Annotated in this window: 20 protein-coding genes; 11 read left to right on the top strand and 9 right to left on the bottom strand. The window is 70.2% G+C overall.

The features are described from left to right. Nucleotides 1–8 precede the first annotated feature (8 nt). Complete coding sequence (locus tag IQ210_RS28835; RefSeq protein WP_194082076.1) at nucleotides 9–1,025, top strand: zinc-dependent alcohol dehydrogenase; 1,017 nt, start codon at nucleotides 9–11, stop codon at nucleotides 1,023–1,025. Between the two features lie 203 nt (nucleotides 1,026–1,228). Here IQ210_RS28835 and IQ210_RS28830 read toward each other — a convergent pair whose 3' ends face one another. From IQ210_RS28830 to IQ210_RS28825, 3 genes are all read right to left on the bottom strand, one after another. Continuing rightward, nucleotides 1,229–1,813, bottom strand: a complete 585-nt coding sequence (locus IQ210_RS28830) for an SMI1/KNR4 family protein (RefSeq protein WP_194082075.1) — start codon at nucleotides 1,811–1,813, stop codon at nucleotides 1,229–1,231. Nucleotides 1,814–1,826: 13 nt separating this feature from the next. Continuing rightward, on the bottom strand, nucleotides 1,827–1,955 hold the full coding sequence (locus IQ210_RS47955) for a hypothetical protein (RefSeq protein ID WP_265584716.1): 129 nt from the start codon (nucleotides 1,953–1,955) through the stop codon (nucleotides 1,827–1,829). A 79-nt stretch (nucleotides 1,956–2,034) separates the two neighbouring features. Then, nucleotides 2,035–2,841, bottom strand: a complete 807-nt coding sequence (locus IQ210_RS28825; protein WP_322656905.1) for a hypothetical protein — start codon at nucleotides 2,839–2,841, stop codon at nucleotides 2,035–2,037. A gap of 146 nt (nucleotides 2,842–2,987) precedes the next feature. Between IQ210_RS28825 and IQ210_RS28820 the strand changes: the two genes are divergently transcribed. Next, nucleotides 2,988–3,758 carry a carbonic anhydrase gene (locus IQ210_RS28820; protein ID WP_194082074.1) on the top strand — a complete coding sequence of 257 codons (771 nt, stop codon included), beginning with the start codon at nucleotides 2,988–2,990 and terminating at the stop codon, nucleotides 3,756–3,758. Between the two features lie 33 nt (nucleotides 3,759–3,791). Here IQ210_RS28820 and IQ210_RS28815 read toward each other — a convergent pair whose 3' ends face one another. Further along, on the bottom strand, nucleotides 3,792–5,033 hold the full coding sequence (locus tag IQ210_RS28815; RefSeq protein WP_228048478.1) for a MalY/PatB family protein: 1,242 nt from the start codon (nucleotides 5,031–5,033) through the stop codon (nucleotides 3,792–3,794). 205 nt (nucleotides 5,034–5,238) lie between these two features. Between IQ210_RS28815 and IQ210_RS28810 the strand changes: the two genes are divergently transcribed. Next, nucleotides 5,239–6,957 (top strand): serine/threonine-protein kinase, encoded by a 1,719-nt coding sequence (locus IQ210_RS28810; protein WP_194082073.1) that lies wholly within the window; start codon nucleotides 5,239–5,241, stop codon nucleotides 6,955–6,957. 10 nt (nucleotides 6,958–6,967) lie between these two features. Here IQ210_RS28810 and IQ210_RS28805 read toward each other — a convergent pair whose 3' ends face one another. After that, nucleotides 6,968–7,792 carry an NAD(P)H-binding protein gene (locus IQ210_RS28805; protein ID WP_194082072.1) on the bottom strand — a complete coding sequence of 275 codons (825 nt, stop codon included), beginning with the start codon at nucleotides 7,790–7,792 and terminating at the stop codon, nucleotides 6,968–6,970. Between the two features lie 224 nt (nucleotides 7,793–8,016). On the opposite strand from IQ210_RS28805, the gene IQ210_RS28800 reads away from it, so the two are divergent. The 3 genes from IQ210_RS28800 (at nucleotide 8,017) to IQ210_RS28790 (ending at nucleotide 9,774) form a co-directional block, all read left to right on the top strand. Continuing rightward, nucleotides 8,017–8,352 (top strand): hypothetical protein, encoded by a 336-nt coding sequence (locus IQ210_RS28800; protein ID WP_194082071.1) that lies wholly within the window; start codon nucleotides 8,017–8,019, stop codon nucleotides 8,350–8,352. A gap of 322 nt (nucleotides 8,353–8,674) precedes the next feature. After that, the gene (locus IQ210_RS28795; RefSeq protein ID WP_194082070.1) at nucleotides 8,675–9,376 is read left to right on the top strand and encodes an SDR family oxidoreductase; all 702 of its coding nucleotides are present in this window, start codon (nucleotides 8,675–8,677) and stop codon (nucleotides 9,374–9,376) included. 26 nt (nucleotides 9,377–9,402) lie between these two features. Then, entirely contained in the window at nucleotides 9,403–9,774 is a 372-nt protein-coding gene (locus IQ210_RS28790; protein WP_194082069.1) for a DUF1330 domain-containing protein, read from the top strand. A gap of 838 nt (nucleotides 9,775–10,612) precedes the next feature. Here IQ210_RS28790 and IQ210_RS28785 read toward each other — a convergent pair. Continuing rightward, nucleotides 10,613–11,182 (bottom strand): TetR/AcrR family transcriptional regulator, encoded by a 570-nt coding sequence (locus IQ210_RS28785; protein WP_194082068.1) that lies wholly within the window; start codon nucleotides 11,180–11,182, stop codon nucleotides 10,613–10,615. A gap of 145 nt (nucleotides 11,183–11,327) precedes the next feature. After that, nucleotides 11,328–12,827, bottom strand: a complete 1,500-nt coding sequence (locus tag IQ210_RS28780; protein WP_194082067.1) for an MFS transporter — start codon at nucleotides 12,825–12,827, stop codon at nucleotides 11,328–11,330. A 588-nt stretch (nucleotides 12,828–13,415) separates the two neighbouring features. On the opposite strand from IQ210_RS28780, the gene IQ210_RS28775 reads away from it, so the two are divergent. The 4 genes from IQ210_RS28775 (at nucleotide 13,416) to IQ210_RS28760 (ending at nucleotide 16,356) form a co-directional block, all read left to right on the top strand. After that, entirely contained in the window at nucleotides 13,416–14,285 is an 870-nt protein-coding gene (locus tag IQ210_RS28775; protein WP_194082066.1) for an alpha/beta fold hydrolase, read from the top strand. A gap of 131 nt (nucleotides 14,286–14,416) precedes the next feature. Next, entirely contained in the window at nucleotides 14,417–15,013 is a 597-nt protein-coding gene (locus IQ210_RS28770) for a TetR/AcrR family transcriptional regulator (RefSeq protein ID WP_194082065.1), read from the top strand. A gap of 64 nt (nucleotides 15,014–15,077) precedes the next feature. Then, entirely contained in the window at nucleotides 15,078–15,812 is a 735-nt protein-coding gene (locus tag IQ210_RS28765; RefSeq protein WP_194082064.1) for an NADPH-dependent F420 reductase, read from the top strand. Nucleotides 15,813–15,855: 43 nt separating this feature from the next. Continuing rightward, complete coding sequence (locus IQ210_RS28760; protein ID WP_407699729.1) at nucleotides 15,856–16,356, top strand: NUDIX domain-containing protein; 501 nt, start codon at nucleotides 15,856–15,858, stop codon at nucleotides 16,354–16,356. Nucleotides 16,357–16,385: 29 nt separating this feature from the next. On the opposite strand, the gene IQ210_RS28755 is transcribed toward IQ210_RS28760, so the two are convergent. Then, nucleotides 16,386–16,994, bottom strand: coding sequence for a TetR/AcrR family transcriptional regulator (locus IQ210_RS28755; RefSeq protein WP_194082063.1), 609 nt, complete (start codon nucleotides 16,992–16,994; stop codon nucleotides 16,386–16,388). Nucleotides 16,995–17,252: 258 nt separating this feature from the next. On the opposite strand from IQ210_RS28755, the gene IQ210_RS28750 reads away from it, so the two are divergent. Then, nucleotides 17,253–20,948: a family 78 glycoside hydrolase catalytic domain gene (locus IQ210_RS28750; RefSeq protein ID WP_322656903.1), complete on the top strand. Its 3,696-nt coding sequence runs from the start codon at nucleotides 17,253–17,255 to the stop codon at nucleotides 20,946–20,948. Here IQ210_RS28750 and IQ210_RS28745 read toward each other — a convergent pair. Then, nucleotides 20,938–21,192, bottom strand: a complete 255-nt coding sequence (locus IQ210_RS28745; RefSeq protein WP_228048476.1) for a hypothetical protein — start codon at nucleotides 21,190–21,192, stop codon at nucleotides 20,938–20,940. The genes IQ210_RS28750 and IQ210_RS28745 overlap by 11 nt on opposite strands. Between the last annotated feature and the right edge of the window lie 133 nt (nucleotides 21,193–21,325).

Raw genomic sequence — 21,325 nt, 5'->3', positions numbered from 1 at the left:
GCCCGCCCATGCGCGCCTTCGTCCTCACCGCGCCGGGGGAGCACGCGGTCCAGGAGGTCCCGGCCCCGGTGCCAGGACCCGGCGAAGCCGTCGTCGACGTCGAACGCGTCGGCGTCTGCGGCACCGACATCGAGTTCTTCACCGGCGCGATGACCTACCTCCACCAGGGCCACGCCGCCTACCCGATGCGCCTCGGGCACGAGTGGGCCGGGCGCGTGGCGGCGATCGGCGACGGCGTGGACCCCGCGTGGCTCGGCCGGCGCGTCATGGGGGACACCATGCTCGGCTGCGGAGCGTGCCGCCGCTGCCGACGCGGCCACCAGCACGTGTGCGACAAGCGGCAGGAGGTCGGCATACGCGGCGACCGCCCCGGCGCCCTGGCCGAACAACTGGCCGTCCCAGCCACGTCGTTGCACGCCCTGCCGGACACCGTCGACGCCGAACTCGGCGCCCTGGTCGAACCCGGCGGCAACGCCCTGCGCGCCGCCCGGGCCACCGCGTCCGGCGCCGGTGACCGGGTGCTGATCCTCGGGCCCGGCACGATCGGCCTGCTCACCGCGATGTTCGTGCGGGCCGCCGGGGCGGAGGTCCACCTCATGGGAGCGACGGACAGATCCCTCGCGTTCGCCCGCGACCTCGGCTTCGGGCACGTCTGGCGCGCGGACTCGATACCCGACGTGCCCTACGACGCGGTCGTCGACGCCACCAACGCCGTCCATCTCCCTGGCCTGGCGGTCGAGTTGGTCGAACCGGCCGGACGTGTCGTGTACGTCGGCATCGCCGGCGAACCCAGCCGCGTCGACACCCGGACCCTGGCCCTGAAGGACGTCACCGCGGTCGGCGTACTTTCCGCATCTCCCGGTCTGGAGGCGACCGTTCAGGCGTACGCGGAGGGCAGCGTCGACCCGCGTCCCCTCGTCGCCGCGACGGTCGGTCTGGCGGAGGTCGGTGCGGTACTCACCGGAAAGCGTCCTCCGGGCGCGGGACTCGGCCCCAAGATCCTGGTCGATCCACGCCGGAACTGACGCGGTCGCAAGCACCGCCGCACATACGGTATGGTTGATCTTGAGCCGGTCACCGCAACCGCGAACAACCGGCACTGCGTTGGTGGTCCAAGGAAAGACGCCCCGCTTCCTGCGGGGAAATGCAGGTGCAAGGCCTGCCCAGCGCTCAATGATGGGGCCCGTCCCGCGTGATACGCGGAGCGGGCCCCATATTCATGTCCGCCTCAGGCGTCCTCCCACTCCAACTCGGTCTCATCGACCGCGACACGGCAGTAACCCTCCACCGGTTCACCCGTCTCCAGGGCGGTGGCCGTCGCGTCCAGCAGGGCCGGAAGCGAGGCCCACATGGGGGAGGGAGAGAAGGAACAGCCGGTCTCGTGGTCGGCGTCGCCGATGCGCCCCCGACGGCTGTGCCGCCGCTGATCCACGATGAGATAGTCACCGCAGCCGTCAGCGGCGAAGGGAATCCACTCCGCGTGCCACCAGGGCCCGTACTCCGATTCCGGATCGCCCTCTTCGCGACCGGCGAGATCATCACCGTAGATCCGCATACGCAGTTGACGGCTGTCGACGATCTTCCGCACGTTCAGCAACATCCAGAACGGCGGCAACAGGGCTTGGTATCCGGTGCCGTTGTGTCGCAGCAGGGACTCCCGGAGACTCGCCGGGAACGGCTGACCCAAGGCCTCCTCCGCCGCCGCGATGGCGGAGGGCTCCGCGGGAGGCTCCAGGGCCGCGAACGCCCTCGGAGTGTGCCGGGCGAGCCAAGTCTCGATGCGGGCCCAGGAGTCGGCGACCGATGGCGTCATACGGCCGATCCTGTCAGTCCGACGAACCGAGCAGAAGGAGGTAGGGCAGCACGACGGCGGGCAGGATCAACAGCCAGGGTCTGAGCGGGCGTTCGCGGTGCAGGGGGAGGAGGACGTCGGCGATCAGGACGAGCAGCAGCACGAACTCACCTGTGATGACGAGGAACAGCAGGACGGGACCGCTGTGGTCGATCTCGGGGTAGGGCCCAGGGAACGCACCGTCACCACACCACTGCCGAACTCTCCGTCAGCCAGGAACGCCAGACGTGCCGGGTGGCGGGGACCTCGGGCCGGTCCAGGAGCCAGAGCACGAACCCGGCATGGCAGCGCGCCCAGGGCTCGTCGGAGCGGCACGCGGCGTGGAGCCGGCCGCGCAGGTCGTCCCCGTCGACGGCGCGCGCGACCCGTATGTACTCCCGGTCCTTGCAGCGATACGGGCGTCGGACGACGATCTCGGTCAGGTCGACGAGCCGGCTCCTGACCGTCTCGTCCCCTGCGATCGTGGCGATGTCCCGGATCAGCCCCTGCTTCGTGCCCCATGCCTTGGCGTGCTCTGTCCACTCCTGCGGGAACCTCGCCTCCCACTCCAGGAAGAGCAGCGCGTACGGCAGCCCCGGCCAGTCGGCGATGGCGGTGCGCCGGGGGCGATCCCACAAGGCGTCCGGGATCACGTGCCGCTGGGTGCGGTGATAGGCGTCAAGAGCCCCGAGGAGCGCCGGTTCCCGGTACTGCTCCTCCGCTCCCAGGGGTCGCGTCAGCCGCCACATCTCGTTGGCGCGACCGCGAGCGTCGTCGGCCCGCCCGCGTGCATCGGACAGATGCAGCAGCGCGGCCGACCGCTCCACCGGATCGTCCGCGATCAGGCCGTACGCCCAGCCCAACCGCTCCGCCCACGCGCCGGCGTCGTCCGCCACCGCGTGCGACCGCGCATCCGATCCCTCCACCATGAGGAAAATCATCCCATCCGCCGCGAGGGCGATGACGCCGGCCGTGCCCACCGCCGCACCCCGCTCGTTCGCGTTCCTCACGCTCCGCGTTTTGGATCAGTGCTTCCCCTGCCCTGGATCACTGCTGCACCAGCGCTTCCCGGCCGCTCGCAAGAGTGGCAACAGCCGCTCCACCAGGGAGAAACGGCGCTCAGCACACCACCGCGAGCCGGAGGGGAACCGCACTCATGGGCACCACCGCACATCCGCAGCGCAGGACTATCGTCACCGGAGGGCTGGCGGCCACCGCCGCCCTGCTGACCGGCTGTTCGTCGGCCTCGGGCACCCCGAAGGTCACCCAGGTCGGAGCGGCCGGCACGACTCCGACCCCCGCCACGTCGGCGAGCACGGGACCGTCCTCGCCCGGCGGAGCCTTCACGCGGCTGATGGAGGGCAACCGGCGCTGGGTGAAGGGCGCCCTGCTCCACCCCGACCAGGATCCGCGGCGGCGCGAGGCGGTCGCCGAGGAGCAGAAGCCGTACGCCGTCGTCCTGTCCTGCATCGACTCCCGGGTGCCGCCGGAGCTGGTCTTCGACACCGGGATCGGCGACCTGTTCGTGATACGCACCGGCGGCCAGGTGGTGGCGCCGGTCGTCACGGGCTCCGTCGAGTACGGCCCCGTCACGGCCGGCACCCCGCTGATCGTGGTCCTCGGCCACCAGCGCTGCGGTGCGATCAAGGCGGCGTACAAGGCCATGCACGACCGTACGACCCTGCCCGGCAACCTCCAGGCGATCGCCGACTCCCTCCGTACCGCCTACGCGGCGACGGCGCGGCAGAAGACCGACGACCCGGTCGACACCATGATCCGCATCCACGCCCGCCAGACCGCCGCCGCCTTGCGCTCCAACACCTCCCTCGCCCCGCTGGCGAAGCAGGGCGATCTGGCCGTGGTCAGCGGGTACTACTCGCTGGACACGGGCCGGGTGGAGGTCCTGAACGGGGCACCCACCGCCTGACGGCGTGCCCCACCACCGTCCTTCGGACGACGGCTAAAGGTCCCGCAGCGCGCGCCCCATCCTGGTCACCGCCTCGCGCAGGACGGCGGGCGGTGTCGCGAAGTTGAGGCGTACGTGGCCCTCGCCGCCGGAGCCGAAGACATGCCCCGAACTGAGCGCGACCCGCGCCCGGTCGAGGAAGAACCTCGCGGGCCCGGCCAGGTCGCTGACCACGCCGGGCCCGTCACCGCCCGCCTCCGTGTGCAGTCCCAGCCGGGTGCAGTCCAGCCACGCCAGGTAGGTGCCCTCGGGGCGGTGACATCGCACGCCGGGGAGGTGTTCGGCGGCGAGACGGCCGAGCAGGCCTCGGTTGGCGTCGAGACCGAGCAGCAGGTCGTCCAGCCAGTCGCCGCCCTTGCGGAAGGCCGCGGTGTGGGCGATGACACCGAGGTGGCTGGGCCCGTGGCCGACCTCCTCGGGCAGCAGCCGGAGTTCGTCGCCGGCCTCGGGCCCCGCGAGTGCCAGGGCCGCTTTCAGACCGGCGAGGTTCCACGCCTTGGACGCGGAGGTCAGCGCGAACGCGTTCTCGGCGCCGGGCACGCTGAGGAAGGGGGTGAAGACTGCGCCCGGCAGCACCAGGGGTGCGTGGATCTCGTCGGAGACGACCCGCACCCCGTGCCGGCGGGCGAGGGCGGCGACGGCCTCCAACTCCTCGCGGGTGTGGACGACACCGGTGGGGTTGTGCGGGTTGCTCAGCAAGAACACCGCACGCCGCCCGTCGCCGCGGGCCCGCACGAAGGCGTCCTCCAGCGCGTCCAGGTCGATCCGCAGATCGGTACCGAGGCGCGCCTCGACGACCTGGCGGGCGTCGTGCGAGACGAACGCGTAGAACGGCGGATACACCGGTGAACACACCACCACCGAGTCGCCGGGATCGGTGAGCAGCCGCAGCACCTCGACGATGCCCAGCATCACGTCCGGCACGATCGCGGTCCGTTCCACCCGCACCCCGTCCCACTGCCACCGCTCGGCGGCGAACGCGGCGAGGGCCTCGGCGTACGCGGTCCCATGGGGATATCCGGTGTCCCCGAGCTCGATCGCCGTCTGGAGGGCCTCGACGACGGCCGGAGCGAGCGGCACGTCCATCTCGGCGACCCACAGCGGAAGCACGTCCCGGGGGTGCGTGCGCCACTTCATGCTGCTCCGCTGCCGCAGCTGCTCCAGGGTGAGTTGTACGAGAGGGTCCGTCCGCCGGGCCTCCGCGCCGTCGGGCTCCTGATCCATGGGTCCGGTCATGCTGCGCTCCCTCGGGTGGGATGGACGAGGCTGCTGTGCACCACGCACCACCGAGCCAGCCGCCCCGACCGAAGTCAAGCGTCGCCGCAGCCAGGGGCGGCGGGAGGCGACGCGGAGCGTCGTCAACCGACGACAACGCCGCAGATCGACGCACCAAACCCGGCGTCCGCGGCATGATCCGCCGGACAGGCCTTAGGCTCCGGCCATGAGTGAGGCAGACAGACGCGGCGAACGACGCGTCGTCGACGGGCGTTTCGAGTTGGAGGCCCGTCTCGGTGGCGGTGGGATGGGCACGGTCTGGCGCGCCAGGGACCTGGTGCTGCACAGGCTGGTGGCGGTCAAGGAGGTCCGCCCGCCGGACCGCGACCTCGCCGAGTACGACCCCGAGGGCGCGCGGATGCTGCGCGAGCGGGTGCTGCGCGAGGCCAGGGCGCTGGCCCGCATCGACCACCCGAACGTCGTGACCATCCACCACATCGTCGACGGCGGCGAAGGCACGTACCCCTGGCTGGTCATGGAGCTGGTGAGCGGCGGCTCCCTGGCGGACCGCCTCGCCCAGGGCCCGATGCCACCGGCCGAGGCGGCCCGGATCGGCCGCGGCGTGCTGGCCGCGCTCACCGCCGCGCACGACGCCGGCATCCAGCACCGGGACGTCAAACCCGCCAACGTGCTGCTACGACCGGACGGCCGCCCGGTGCTGACCGACTTCGGCATCGCGGCGATCCGCGAATCGACCACCCTCACCGCCACCGGCTCCATCATCGGCACGGCCGACTTCATGGCCCCCGAACGCATCACCGGCCAGGAGGGCGGCGCCGCGTCCGACCTGTGGTCGCTGGCGATGATGCTGTACACGGCGGTGGAGGCCCGTCACCCCCTGCGCCGCGGCACCACCCTGGCCACCCTCGCCGCGGTCCTGCACGAGGACGTACCGCCCCCGGTGCGGGCGGGTGTTCTGGGCGAGATCCTGATGAGCGTGCTGGTACGGGACCCGGCGGCGCGCCCGTCCGCGGCCGAACTGGACCGCGGGCTGGCCGAGATCGAGTCACGGCCGGCGGGTCCGGCGGGTCCGGCGGTGGTCAGGGACGAGCCGACGTCGTACCCGCTGACCCCGCCACACGCACCACCGCCGACGACGACGGGCTTCGGGCCCCCGCCGGTCCTGCCCGGCCCACCGGTGCAGATATCGCCGCAGGCGCCCACGGCACCGGTGACTACGACACGCAGACGCGGCACCGGCTCGACGGTCCTGAGGGCCGTCTCGGGCGTCACCCTCGTAGGCGCGGTGGGTCTGGCGTGGTGGCTGCTGCCCCTGGACGACAACACGGGCGACGGCAACTTGGGTGCCGGCCCCTCGACGTCCACATCCACGTCGTCGAGCCCGAAGCCGACGGGGTCACGGACGACTTCCGCCCCGTCGAGCGAGGAGTCCGAGGGGTCCGATGACTCCGGCGAGGCGGACGTTGCGAGCGGCTCGATGCTGACACCGGCCAACATCCGGACCGCCATCAAGGCATTGAAGGAGAAGACGGGGCGGGACAGGTTCGGGGACTTCACGGTCTACGACGACTATGTGTCGGCCCAGGTGATGGTGAAGGGCAGCGACACCAAGTACGACTCCTACTCCTACTACCCGGACAGGGGGGTGGTGGAGGGAATCATCAAGAGCACCTTGATGAGCGGCAGGCAGCCGTTCACTCTTGACGGCTACGCATGGGACAAGGTCCCCGCGCTGCTGAAGGAGGCGGACGACAAGCTGAACGTCCCCGATCCGGAACTGCGTTATGTGATCGCGGAGTCGGCGAACACCGTCTTCGACGAGCCGGCCTCGATGTCCGTGTACCTGTCCGACGACTACGGCTCCGGCTACCTGCAGGCGACCCCTCAGGGCAAGGTGACCGACGTGTACCCCGCCGACAAGTGACGAGGGACGCTCACGCCGCGAAGTCCGCTCGGTGGTCCTCGGCCCATTCCGCGAAGGTCCGGGCCGGGCGACCGGTGAGCTTCTCGACCGTCGAGGTGATCTCGGGGTCGGTACCGACCATCGCCGCGAAGGACTTCAGCAACGCCCGCACCATCTGCCGCGGCATGTGCGGGAAGAGGGTGGCTTCCGCCTCCCCCACTGGAGTCTCGACGTAGGTCAGCTCGCGGCCGAGGGCCTGTCCGATGGCGGCGACCTGCTCCGCGTTCGTCGTCGCCGCGGGCCCGGTGAGCCGGTGGACGGCACCCTCGTGGCCCGCGTCGAGCAGGGAACGCTCGGCTACGGCCGCGATGTCGTCCTCATGGATCGGCGCGGAGACGGCACCCGCGAACGGGCCGTGCACGGCGTCGCCCTGTCGGATCTGCGGGGCCCACTGGAAGGCGTTGGCGGAGAACGCGTTGGGCCGCAGGAAGGTCCACTCCATGCCGCTGTCCCGGACGAGTTGCTCGGCCCGCGCGTGCCTGATGTGGATCGGGTGGGTCTCGTCGGCGCCCTCCTGGATGATGCCCGAGGAGAGCATGACCACGTGCCGTACGCCGCCGACGCGAGCCCGGTCGAGGACGGAGTCCGTACGGTCGCCAGTGGCCTGCACATGAAGGAAGAGCTTCGACGCCCCCTCGAACAGCCCGTCCGACTCAAGGTGGTTGACTTCTGCGCCCGGAGGAAGCGCGGCCCGCTTCGGATCGCGGCTCACGGCCCGCACGGGCTGTCCTTCGACCACGAGCCGCTCGACAAGAGCACGGCCGACGTTGCCGGTGGCACCGGTGACGACGATCACGGGTTTCCTCCTGGTTGGACCTCGGTTTGATCATCCCTGGCTGTTCCGACCCTAGGAGGGGCGAACGCCGGCGGCATCGGCACAGCGAACCAACTGACCTAGGTCTCGATGCCTACGACCGTGCCGTGCGGGGACGTTGACCGTTCCCGGTAGCCGGCACGCATATTCCTGCAGGGCGCGGAGCCGGAGTCGCTAGCATCGTCCCCGTCGGGGGAGGGGGAGTCATGGCACTGGGACGCAAGGGCGCACGGCGCATCGTGGTCGACGGCACGGCGTACCGCTGGCGCCTGCGCCGCCGGCCAACCTACTTCCAGGGGCTGGCCTGGACTCCGTGCACCTTCGCCGTCGAACATGCGGACAGCTCAGGCCCGGGTCGAACGCTGGTGGTGACCACCGACCAGCCGCACCTGAGCAACTGGATCGGCCGCGAAGGCCAGCCGATACTGCCGTCCGACGTCGCCCGAGCCATTGAACACGCGCTGCGCGAGGGCTGGACCCCGACGCCTCCAGGCGCCACTTTCCATCTCGACCTGTCCGCAGGCTTCGTACCGTCACCTTGAGGACAGCGAGTAGGACACAGATGGCTCAGGTCACGGCCGGGCCACTGGCGCGGCGTTCGTAGAGTCCTTTCACTTGGCCGCAGCCAGGGCTGGCGTCGTTGATCCCCAAGTAGTTGTGGAGGGTTGAGCGCATGACGGGCAGGTCCGACGGGGCGATCTCTTGGTCTCGTTCCACCAGCCCGGACGCTGGCCCAGGTGCCGGATGGCCCACGCCACGGGCGTCTGTCGAACCGCCGCCTGCGTCTCCATCGGCTTGCATCGTGAAACCGATCGGTTTACCGTTACGGAAACCGATCGGTTTCTCATTTGTGGAGGCACAGCCATGACCGCACTCAAGGGCGCGAACGTCTTCGTCACCGGCGGCAGCCGCGGTATAGGCAAGGCCCTGGTGGAAGCGCTGTACGCACGCGGCGCCGCCAAGGTCTACGCCACGGCCCGCGACCCGCGCAGCGTGACGCACCCGGACGCCGTCCCGGTCGCCCTGGAGGTCACCGACCCGGCCTCGGTCACGGCGGCCGCCGCGCAGGCGCAGGACGTGACCGTGCTGATCAACAACGCCGGTGCCTCGGTCGGCGCCTCGTTCCTCGACTCCCCGGTCGACGACGTACGCCGGGAGTTCGAGACCAACTTCTACGGCCCGCTCCTCGTCGCCCGCGCCTTCGTGCCGGCCATCGAGCGCAATGGCGGCGGCCATCTCCTCAACGTGCACTCCGTGCTGTCCTGGATCGCGCTCGGCGGCACCTACAGCGCCTCCAAGGCCGCCCTGTGGTCGCAGACCAACTCCCTGCGCCTCGAACTTCAGCCGCGCGGCATCGCCGTCACCGGCCTCCACGTCGGCTACGTCGACACGGACCTCGCGGCCGGCGTCGACGCACCCAAGTCCGACCCGCGTGCCGTCGCCGCGCTCGCCCTCGACGGCATCGAGACCGGTGCCCACGAAGTTCTCGCCGACGACATCTCCCGTCAGGTCAAGGCGGGCCTGGCCGGTGACCTGGCCGCGCTGTACCCCCAGCTCGCCCAGTAGTCCTGAAACCGGACAGGGGTATAGCGATGAGCCAGAATTCACGGAACAAGAAGTTCTACGCCCTGAACATGTTCGACGTGGTGGACCTGGAGAAATACCTCGCGTATTTCAGCCGCCTCCCCGAAGTGGCGCCGCAATACGGTGGTCGCATGGTGGCGTTCGGCCGTTTCCGGGACAACGTGGCCGGTGACCTCGCACCACGGCAGGTTCTGTTCCTCGTTGAATGGGACTCCGAGGAAGCCTTCAACAGCTTCCGGGACGATCCGGAACTCGCCGACCTGCATCCGCTCCGGGAGAACGGAACGGCGTCCTATGTCTGGCAGACGTTCGATGGCGCCGACATGAGTGACCCGACCGATGTCTCGCTCGATGACGTCCTGGCCGTACTCAAGCCCTAACCGCCGTCGTGGGCAGGGGCAGGGGCAGGGGCAGTACGCAGGAGTGGAGTGAGGGCGTCATTCGTGCGGCGATCGCCGAGCGGGTCGGCGTCACTCAGCCGTATCTCTTCCGGCTTTTCCCGGACGAGAAGGCGATCTTCGTCGCCGCTCTGGTGCGGAGCGCGGAAGACACCCGAGTGGCTTTCGAGACGGCGACCGACGGGGTGGAGGACGTCGAGCGTGCCCGGCAGGTGATGGCGGACGCCTATACGCAGCTGATCTCTACGCGCCCCGAAACGCTCATGATGCAGTTGGAGGGATACGCCGCCGCGGCGCAAGGCGATGACCTGATCAGTGAGGCCGTCCGGGCCGTCTGGCTGAGCATCTGGGAAACCGTGCACCTGGCGCTGGACGCTGACGCCGAGCCGACCGCGAGCTTCTTCGCCTGCGGCATGCTCGGCAACACACTCACGGCCATCGGGCTCCCCATGACTACCGGTAGCGAGCGGGCGCCCGAAGCGCGATGCAAAAGCGCGATGCAAAAGCGCGATGCAAAAGCGCGATGCGTCAGCGCACTCCTGCCGCTATCGACAGCCCCGGAACTCCGGGGCACCTGCCTGCAATTCGACCCGCTCGGAAAAACGTGCACTGGCGTTCGGATCAGGGGCTCGGCGACGGCCTGGGGGATGGGCCGTCGCCGAGCCATGTGGGTGTGCGCGCCTGTCGGCCCCGTCAGGGTGACGCACACCGGGACCATGTGGCAGAGCCTGAGCTCGCCCCCGGCGCGCAAGCCTGCACGACGCGCCGCAACCGCAAGCCCAGGCGGCGAGCCGCCGGATGTCCGAGGGGTCGCGATGCGTCAGCCCATCCCCGCCGCGTCCAGCAGGACGGTCACGGTGGGGATGACGAGCCCGCCCTGGGTGTCGGCCTTGACGCCCGCGCGGGCGCTCGCGCCGTCGAAGACCAGGATCAGCTGCCGGGCCAGCAGGTCGGGGTCGTTCGCCCCGCCCTGCTCGGCCTCGGTGCGGAAGAAGGCCGTCAGGTCCTCCTTGACCCGGCGGGCCACCTGGCTCGCGGGGTGGTCCGGGTCCTTGAGCTCGATCTGTACGACGAGATACCGGCAGCCCTGGAAGTCGGGTGCGCCCGCCTGCGCCTCCGCCCGCTCGAAGACGTGCAGGATGCGTTCGCGGGGCGGACGCTTGTCGTCCGCGGCGGGAAGGAGTGCCGTCACATAGGAGGAGGCGCGCTCCTCCAGGCTCGCCGCCAGGAGTTCGTCCTTGCTCTCGAACAGCTTGTACATGGAGCGCTTGGACACCCCCGCCGCCTTGCACAGCGCGTCGACGCCGATGTTGACGCCGTCTCGGTAGGTGAGCGTGGCCGCTGCCTCCAGCAGGCGCTCTCGGGAGCTTGGCATTGCTTCGGTGGTCATGGGGCGAGGTTAACTCGATTTCGACATATTGGAAACCGATCGGTTTACGACGGGTGAATGTGGGAGGGGCGGTAGAAAACGGGCCGGCTGCGCCGCGATGGGGGGTGCGTCCGGATGTCGGCACCCCCCCATCGCGGTCTCCGGCTCAGTGGGCGATCACGGGCTCGCCCTCCGACGGCGCCAGAGGCGTGTTCGGCATCAGGAACGCCATGAGCACCGCGCCGACCACGAAGATCCCGGAGCCCCAGGCCAGGGTGGCCGTGTAGCTCTCGACGCCGGCCTGCGCCGCCGTCAGCGCGCTCGGCTTGTGCGAGGAGAGGTAGTCGGTCGCGGCCGATGAGGCAACCGTCGTCAGCAGCGCCGTACTGATCGAACCACCCACCTGCTGGCTGGTGTTGATGAGGGCGGAGGCGACGCCGGCGTCCTCGTGGTGGACACCCGCGGTCGCGCCCTGGAACGCGGTGGTCATCACCGCGCCGATGCCGAGGCCGAGCAGGATCATGCCCGGCATGATGTGGGCGACGTAGGTGCTGTCCAGTGTGAGCCGGGTCAGCAGGGCCATGCCGGACGCGGAGACCAGGAAGCCGACGGTGACCACGATCTTCGGGCCGACCCGGGGCAGCACCAGCGAAGGCACCGTGGTCGAGGAGGCGACGATGCCGCCGACCATCGGCAGGAAGGACAGTCCCGCCTCGATCGGCGAGTAACCGATGCTGGCCTCCAGGTAGTAGGTCAGGAACAGGAAGATCGAGAACATCCCCATGCCCAGCACGAACACGGCCAGGAACGAACCGCCCCGGGTTCGGTGCAGCACGACGCGCAGCGGCAGCAGCGGATGCGCGACCCGGAGCTCCAGCCGGACGAACACGGCGAGCAGCAGTACGCCGCTGATCATGGAGCCGAGGGCGACGGGGTCGGTCCAGCTGGTGGATTCGACGTGCGCGAACCCGTAGACGATGCCGAACAGTGCGGCGCTCACCACCACGGTGCCGGGGATGTCGATCTTGGGCCGCTCGGTGTGCGCGGGCTTGGCCAGCAACAGCAGCGCGCCGACCAGTGCGACGCCCGCGAACACGACGTTCACGTACATCACCCAGCGCCACGACGCCCATTCGGTGAGCATGCCGCCCAGCAGGAGCCCGACCGCGGCGCCCGCACCGGACAACGCGCTGAAGATGCCGAAGGCCTTCGGCCGCTCGGCCGGGTCCGTGAAGGTCACACTCAGCAGCGACAGCGCCGCGGGCGCGAGCAGCGCCGCGAACAGGCCCTGCGCCACGCGGGCCGCGACGAGGATCTCGAAGCTGCCGGCCGCGCCGCCGACGACGGAGGCGGCCGCGAAGCCGATCAGGCCGGTCACGAAGGTCGTACGGCGTCCGAACAGGTCCCCGAGCCGGCCGCCGAGCAGCAGCAGGCTGCCGAACGCCAGGGCGTACCCCGTGATGACCCACTGCCGGCTGCCGTCACTGAAACCGAGGTCGTGCTGCGCCTCGGGCAGTGCGATGTTCACGACCGTCGCGTCGAGGGTGACCATCAGTTGCGCCACGCCCAGCACGACGAGCACCCACCAGCGCACGGCATGTGAGCCGCGGCGGCCCGAGTCTGTTTTCCCGGAGGCGGGTGCTCCGCGGTCGAAGGTGGTACTCACTTTTCCCCTTAGTCGCTGGTCATGGGCCCGACCAACGGTCGGAAACCGATCTGTTTCCACTCAGGAAAACAGATCGGTTTCCCAGGTGCAAGTGAAGAACGCTCAAGGTGGGGTCCATCGGCACCCGCCGGGGCTCATTTCGCCGGCCGGTTCTACCGCGGACCTGGACTTCGCCCAACTCGAAGGGGTCGAGGGCCAGTTCGCCCTCGCTGAGCGGGCGGTGGTGCTCAGCGTGCTGTTCGAGCCGGTCGTCAGGCTGCTGTGGCGCCTGGAGATGGCGAGTCATGCGTACGGGATGAGGTCGTCGGCCGAGTGGTCAGTGCCGAGGCGACTCAGTGCCGCGAGGCTCTCGGCGAGTGCCGGCGGTGCGGGGGCGCGTCGGAGATCCGCCGGCCCATGCTCGCGATGAGCGCCTCGACCCGCACGACGGCCTCGCCGGAACGGAACGCCTCGGTGACGAGGGGAGGCCTGCCGGACTTGTGTCCGGAAACCGATCGGTTTACCTTGGTGGAGACCGATCGGTTTCTCATGCTCCGGTGAGAGGCATGGCCGTTTTGGTCGATCCCTCACACCCAAGGAGTCGCGGAGATGCCCAGCCAAGAGTCACGCCCCACGATGCACATCCCGGGGACCACCAGCCACACGATCCCCCCTCGCGGCGGCCGGGAGGGAGAACTGCGCTACCTCAAGGCGGGCACCGGCGCTCCCGTGGTCCTGCTGCACACCGTGCGCACCCAGGCCGAGCACTTCCGTCACCTCATCCCGCTGATCGCGGACCGCTACACCGTCCACGCCCTCGACCTGCCGGGGATGGGCTACTCCGAGATCGTGCCCGGGGCGTCGTACGACGAGCCCGCGATGCATGCGGGCGTCGAGCGGCTGCTGACCGAACTCGACCTGAACGACGTGACGTTGGTGGGAGAGTCCATGGGCGCGGCGCTCGCCCTGACCACCGCGGCAGAGCTGCCGGACCGGGTACGACGTGTCGTCGCCGTCAACACGTACGACTTCCGCGGCGGCATCGCCCGCTCCAGCCTCCTCGCCCGCGTGGTGGTCAGCGGGGTCCTCGCGCCCGGCGTTGGCCCCGTGATCGCCGGTGTCGAGCCCAGGCCCGCCCTCCGCGCGATCCTTCAGGGCGGCCTCGGCGACAAGAGCGCCCTGCGCGAGGACTACGTCGACGAACTCCTCCGAGTGGGCGCCCGCCCCGGCTATCCGACCGTCGCCCGGGCCGTCTACCAGGCCCTGCCCAGCCTCATCGCCGCCCGCTCCCGCTACCCCGAGATCAAGGCGCCCGTCCACCTCGTCTACGGCGAGAAGGACTGGTCCCGCCCCTCGGACCGGGAAGCCAACAGGCGACTGCTGCCGGCCGCCCACTTCACCCACATCCCCAAGGCCGGCCACTTCATCGCCCTGGAACGCCCCGACGTACTGGCCGACCTGCTCAACTCGGCGACCTGACGGCCGGGGCCGGCCTCCGGCCCGTGGCACCTCCGACTTGACCGGATGCTGCCTCCGTTTTACCGTGGAACCAGTACGGAGGTAGCCTCCGTTTTATCGGGGTCGCTGGATCGCAGGACACAGGAGGGTGTATGAGCGCCGGTGGACAGCAGGGGCGCAAGCCCCGTGCCGATGTCCAGCGCAACCGTGCCGCCCTCCTGGAGGCGGCGCAGCGGCACTTCCTCAAATACGGCGTCGGTACGTCCCTGGAGGCGGTGGCCAAGGAGGCGGGCGTCGGGCCCGGCACCCTGTACCGGCACTTCCCCACGCGGGAAGCGCTGCTGGCGGCCGTACTGCAGACGCGCTCCGAAGAACTGGTGGCCCGGCAGGAGGAGATCGCGCGCCTCGGCGACGCCGACAAGGCGCTGGAGCAGTGGCTGCGCGCGCTGGAGGAGTACTTCAGCGCGTTCAGCGGACTGCCGGAACCTCTCATGGCCGCGGCCAGGGCGCAGGACCCGGACAACCCGCTCACGCTGCCCTGCGACATCGTCATCTCCGCCACCGAGGAGTACGTGCGGGCCGCCCAGCAGACGGGGTACGTGCGCGCTTCCGTACAGGGGCACGACCTGTTCCTCGCCGCCATCTCCGTCGCCTGGCTCAAGGGTGCCGGTGCCGCGGAGGAGGAGTCGCTGGAGCGGGTGCGCGCGCTCATCGTCGCCGGCTACCGCGAACGGAACACCGAGGCGTAAGCCCCTGCCGGGCGCTGTCCCGCGCCTCTGCTCCACATTTCTCAGCTTCCTAGAAGGACAAATCATGAAAATTTCTGTTATCGGTGCCGGAGTGATCGGCGGCAACCTCGCCCGCAAGCTCGGCGAAGCCGGTCATGACGTGCAGGTGGCCGACGCCCGCGGGTCGGAGGCCGTCGCGCCCGACGTGCTGGAGACCGGCGCCCGTGCGGTGGCACTTGAGGACGCCGTCAAGGACAGGGACGCGGTCGTCCTGGCCATCCCCTTCGGGGCGGCGGGACAGCTGGCCGACCTGTTCGCCTCCGTCCCCGCCGAGACGGTGGTCATCGACACCTCCAACTACTACCCGCACCTCAGCGGCCGGATCGAGGCAGTGGAGGACGGCGCCATAGAGAGTGTCTACACCTCCGAGCTCCTCGGTCGCCCCGTGGTCAAGGCCTGGAACGCCGCCCTGGCCGGGACCCAGCGGACGAAGGGCGTCCCGGCGGGCACTCCGGGCCGTATCGCCATACCGGTCGCGGGTGATTCCGAGGACGCCAAGCGGGTGGCCATGCGTCTGGTGGACGACACCGGATTCGACCCGTACGACGCGGGAGCACTGGCCGACTCCTGGCGTCAGCAACCGATGGGCCCCGCCTACTGCACCGAGCTGACACTGGATGAGCTGCCGGCCGCCCTGGCCGCGGCCGATCGCGTCAAGGACGCGGCGGTCCGGGACAGCATGGGGGAGCGCTTCGCCGCCCTCGGTGCCGATCCCACCCTGGAGGATGTCGTCGAGATGAACCGAGCCGCCCACAGGTGAGCGTGCCGGACCGTTGTCAGTGGGCTCTGCGATCGTGTGCGGCGTGGACGAAGTCGTGGAGCGTGTCGATGCGCAGGACCGTGTGCTCGGGCCGGTGAGCCGGAGGGACGCCGTACGGGAGGGCTGGCTGCACCGAGTGGCCGTGGTCGTGTGTCACGACGAGCAGGGTCGGATCCTCGTCCATCGGCGCGCTGAGCAAGTGCCCCGATTCCCGGGGCTTCACGAGGTCGGCATCGGTGGAGCCGTGGGAGTCGGGGAGTCCTACGAGCAGGCTGCCGCCCGTGAGTTGGAGGAGGAGCTGGGGGTGTCGGCCGCAGTGCGCTTCCGGTTCAAGTTCCTCAACCGAAGCGGGCTGAGCCCCCACTGGCTCGGAGTGTGCGACGCCGTCATCCCGCGGGCTGTCACGCTGGACTCACGGGAGGTCGCCTGGCACGGCTGGCTCAGCGAATCCGAGCTGCCGCGGATCTTTCAGGAGCGGACCTTCACCCCGGACAGCCGGGAGATCCGGGACCGTTATTTCGCCGACCGTGTCGAAGAGGCATGACGTGCGCGAAGAGCGCAGACCCGGTTCGTTCAGTCGTCTGAGGACGCGTCGTCGAAAAGGAGCCGTACGAAGTCCGTGACCGGCCCCAGGATGTCGAGGTCCTGGTCGAGCACCCACTGGAGTTGGAGGCCGTTGAGGACGGCGTGGAAGAGGAGCGCTGCGCTCGCCGGGGTGACGTCTTTGCGGAGGCGGGCTCGGGACGCCTCGTCGGAGAGGCCGTCGGCGAACTGGCCGCGGCCCCGTTCGTAGCGTTCGACGAAGTACGTGTGCGCCGGGTGGTCGGGGCGTGAGGCAGCCGCCGCGAGTTCGATCCACAGCCGCATCAGCTCGGGCGCCTTCTGGTGGTGGCGGATGAGCGCCACGAGGTAGGGCGCCAGCCGGTCCAGGGTGTCGACCTGGGTCACCCCCTGCGCCCACTCCTCGGTGTCGCGCTGGGCGAGCACCTCGGCCAAGAGCTCGTCCTTGTTGCGGAAGTGGTGGAGCAGGCCCGCGTGGGTGATGCCGGCGCGTTCGGCGATGTCCCGCAGGGAGGCCTTGGCATAGCCCTTCTCGGCGAAGCTGTCGCGCGCCGCCCGGACGATCTCGGCCCGGCGGGCAGGCGTCTTGGCGTACGGACCTCGCGCTTTCGCCTCACCCACAGGGTGCTCACTTTCTCCGACGCGGCCGGTGGCGGGCAGTCAGTAACGCTGGGCAGCACATATCGCCCTGACGGTGAACGTTGATCGTACTCGTCGCCACCTCTCAGCGGTCGGTCGGCCGCAAGGTCCCCGGCTCGGCCTCGGCGTGGGCGACCGAACCAGGCTGACTCCGATCGAGCACACCCATTGTTTTTCGGCCCGCCCCGTTCGTAAGCTTTCCGCTTGGTAGATATTGAAACGTTTCAGACGAGGTGAGCCGTGGACGAGGACAACAGAACCGCTGCACTGAGCCGTCGGCACCTGCTCGGCATCATGACGGCGGCGGCAGCGGGCGGCGTGGGGGCAGCCCTCCCGCTCGCCGCGGCATCGGACGCCGTAGCGGCGGTGGGCGGCGGTCGCGGCTCCGGGCCGGCGAACCTTCAGGTCAACTCCCGTGTCGCGCCCCTGGGTACCGAGACGGCACCGGCGTTCAGCTGGGTACCGCCGGTGGGTCGGCAGAGCGCGTACGAGATCCAGGTCGGCAGCGCTCCCGGCGCGTCGGATGTGTGGCGCACCGGCAAGGTGACGGGCTCCGTCAGCACCGGGGTGCCGTACGGCGGCGGGCGTCTGCGGTCGGAGCGGGCGTACTTCTGGCGGGTGCGGACCTGGGACGAGACGGGCGAGCCCGGCGCCTGGAGCGAGCCCGCCCGGTGGGAGACGGGTCTGTTGGAGGGGGAGGAGGACTGGGCGGACGCCCGCTGGATCGGCGGGCGGGTCGCGCAGGACCACGACTGGCAGGACCAGACCGCGACCGTCGTCTTCCGCGGCGGACCCGACCCCACCGGGGGCCTCTCACTCCTCCTGCGGGCCGAGCCCATCGGCAAGACCTGGGGCGAGGGCCTCAACTGGACCGTCCGGCAGACCGGCGACGCCATGCAACTGGTCATGAGGACCAGCCACTACGCCGGCAACACCTGGGTCGACGACGGCACTTCGGAACCCGACTGGGGCGTGAACCAGTACGACCCCCAGAGCGAGACCAACCCCACCACCTCCGGCACCCGCAGTGTCCCCGTCGGCACGGTCGACCTCCCCGCCTCGACCGGCCTGACGAAGGACACCTGGGCCACCCGGGACCACGCCGTGGTCGTCAAGGTCTACGGCCTCACCGTCACCACCACGGTCAACGACGTCGACGTCGACACCCGTACCCTCACCGGCGACCAGATCCGCCGCCACGGCAGCTTCGGCTTCGCCGGCGGCACCTCGGCCACCGTCCGCAAGGTCACGGTGACCGGCACCGGTGCCCGCGACTTCGCCATCGACCTCACCACCGGCGCCAACCCGTTCGAGAGCGGCATCGCCACCCTCGACGGCCTGACGTTCCCGCCCAAGAACCCCTACATCCCCGCCAAGAACGCCGTCCTCCCCGTCGCCGCCCCGGCCCCGGTCCTGCGTCGCGCGTTCACCCTGCCCCGCGGGCGGCGCGTCACCCGGGCCCGGCTCCACCTCAGCGCCGCCGGAAACGTCACCTTCACCGTCAACGGCGACCCCCTCACCGTCGACGGCAGACGCGCCACCGGCGGCCGCACCAACGTGCCCCGCCTCCTCACCGACCAGAGCACCTACGACCGCACGGTCCTGTACGACACCTTCGACGTCACCGCGCTGCTCAGGGCGGGCGGGGAGAACGTCGTCGGCGCCGAACTGGGGCGCGGCTGGTACGGGGTGACGACCCCTCAGGAGTGGTACTGGCAGCTCGCGCCCTACGCCGGCCAGCCGCGGCTGCGGGCGAAGCTCGTCGTGACGTACGCGGACGGCTCGTCGACGACCCTCGTCACGGACCGGGACTGGCTCACCGCGGACGGCCCCACCACCTTCGACTCGGTCTACTCGGGCGAGAAGTACGACGCCCGGCGCGCGGACGAACTGGGGGAGTGGCGGGAGGTCGGCTACCGTCCCGGGCGTGACTGGCGGGCAGCAACTGTCCTGATCCCGCCCGGCAGTTGCGCGAGCTCTGCGCCCGAGCACCACGGCCCGCTACCGGCCACGACCGTCCCCGACGGCTTCAAGCCGGCCGCCGTTCGGGCCCATGAAGCGGAGCCGGTGCTGGTGAGCCGGACCCTGCGCCCGGTGTCGATCACCGAGACGGCCCCCGGCTCCGGCACCTGGGTCCTCGACTACGGCCAGATCCTGACCGGCCTCGTCCGGCTGTCCCTCACCGGCGTCCGCCCCGCAAGGGAGGGCCTCACCCTGCGGATGCGCGGCGGCAACCGGATCGCCGGCGGTGACGGCACGGTCTCCTCCCCGCTCGCCGTCGAGGAGGAGAACTTCCAGCACGACGCCAACCTCCAGACGCACTACTACACCCTCGGCAGACGCCCGACGCAGACCTGGGAGCAGCAGTTCAGCCACTTCGGTTTCCGCTACCTGGAGGTGACGAACCTCGAAAGGGCCCTCGGACGCGCCCCCGACCTCGACCGGGACCTGGACGTGCTGACGGTCGGCGTCGCCCGCTCCGGCTTCGCCCGCACCGGCACCTTCGGCACCGACAACGCGCTGCTCAACCGCCTTCGGCGGAACTTGGAGTGGGCCGAGCAGAACAACCTCGTGCAGAAGCCCACCGACACCCCGTCCCGCGAGAAGAACGGTTGGACCGGCGACGCCATGGCCAGCTCCGAGTCGCAGTCGCTGACCTGGGACGTCAACGCCCTCCTCACCAACTACCTCCGCCACTTCCCCGACAACCAGATCTCCACCGGCCAACTCCCCATGATCGTCCCGGTCGCCAAGGGCGGCTACGGCTACGACCGTACCCCCGGCTGGAACGCCGCGTGGAAGGCGGTACCGGCCTGGGACTCCGCCTACTTCGTCATCCCGTGGGAGCTCTACACGTACTACGGCAACAGCGCCCTGTTCGCCGAGCTGTACGCCCACCAGGACACTCTCCTGACGTACTACGAGACGCTGTTCACCGCCGAGAACGACTACGAGTTCGAGGCGTCCCTCGGCGCCTACTCCGGCGCGGAGGCGCCGGGCAGCAACGCCGTCATCAGCCTCGCCTTCTACATCCACTTCTGCGACTACATGGACAAGGTCGGCCGCCGCCTTGGACGCACCGAACGCGCCACCCACTACGCCCGGTTGGCGCGCACCCTGCGCAAGGCGTTCATCGCGAACTACTGGGACGAGGCCAAGGGGTGCTTCAGCCGCGGCAGCATCTCCAGCGAGAACGCCATGGCCATCGCCTTCGACCTCGTCCCCGGCTCCGACCTGGACCCCGACGACCCCCGCCACCTCGCCGGTACGAAGACGGTCCAGGAGAACACGAAGGCCCTCGCCAAGCTGCTCGCCGACCGGATCGTGGCCGCCGACCAGCACCTCCAGAACGACATGTACGGCTCGCGCTACGAGTTCAACATCCTGAGTGAACACGGCTACACGGACGTCGCGTTGAAGGCCGTCACGCAGACCGGCGCGCCCGGGTACGTGTACCAGATCGCCAAGGGCGCGACCTCGCTGTGGGAGCAGTGGACGGACCGGCTGTCGGTCAACCACCACTACCGTTCCAACGTGGCGACCTGGTTCTACCAGAGCCTCGCCGGGATCAGGCCGACGTCAACCGCCTACGAAACGCTGCGCGTTCGCCCGTACATCCCCACGGCCGCGGTCAACAGCCGGGTCCCGAAGGACACTCAGGACACCGACCTCGCCCCCGCGACGCTCGACCACGTCAGCGCCTCGATCGACACGGTGCGCGGCACGGTGTCGTCGCAATGGCGGCGCCGCGAGGACGGCAGGATCGCCCTCACGGTCACCGTCCCGTACAACACCGAGGCCGAGATCTGGGTCCCCGCCCAGGGCGGGCCCGTCAGCGCACCCCGCGGCGCCCACCATGTCCGCCGCGACACCTCGGGCGGCGCCGCGTACGAGGTGTACCGGGCACGGGCAGGTTCGTACCGCTTCAACGCCTGAGGCCGTCGCTGGGCCCGGCGGCGTTGCAGCCGGGCCCACCGGGCGAGCCCCAGCCGAGGGCTGCGGCGCCACGGGACCGGGAGCCGAGGAACGTGGCGACCTTGTCGGGGTTGAACACCCACAGCACCTGGTGGATGCCGTCGCGGGGCGCGCTCAGCACGCGGACGCGGGCGCAGCCCCGGATGCTGTTGCCGTCGGAGAGGCTGACGGCGTCCGACGTGAGCAGGGCCTTCAGCGAGGCCACGTCGCCTGTGCGGGCGGCTGCGCCTGGACCACGCCTCCGCCTCGGTCACGCTGCCGAGCACGCGGTAGGCGATGCCGAAGAGACGTCCCCTGTGACCGACGGCGAGTCCGCCGGACCGGATGCGTCGGTCGCA

The sequence above is a fragment of the Streptomyces justiciae genome (assembly GCF_015163075.1).
GTDB classification, from domain to species: Bacteria; Actinomycetota; Actinomycetes; order Streptomycetales; family Streptomycetaceae; genus Streptomyces; species Streptomyces justiciae.
Note: the sequence above shows the minus strand (reverse complement) of the source record. Positions and strands in the feature narration are given on the sequence as shown.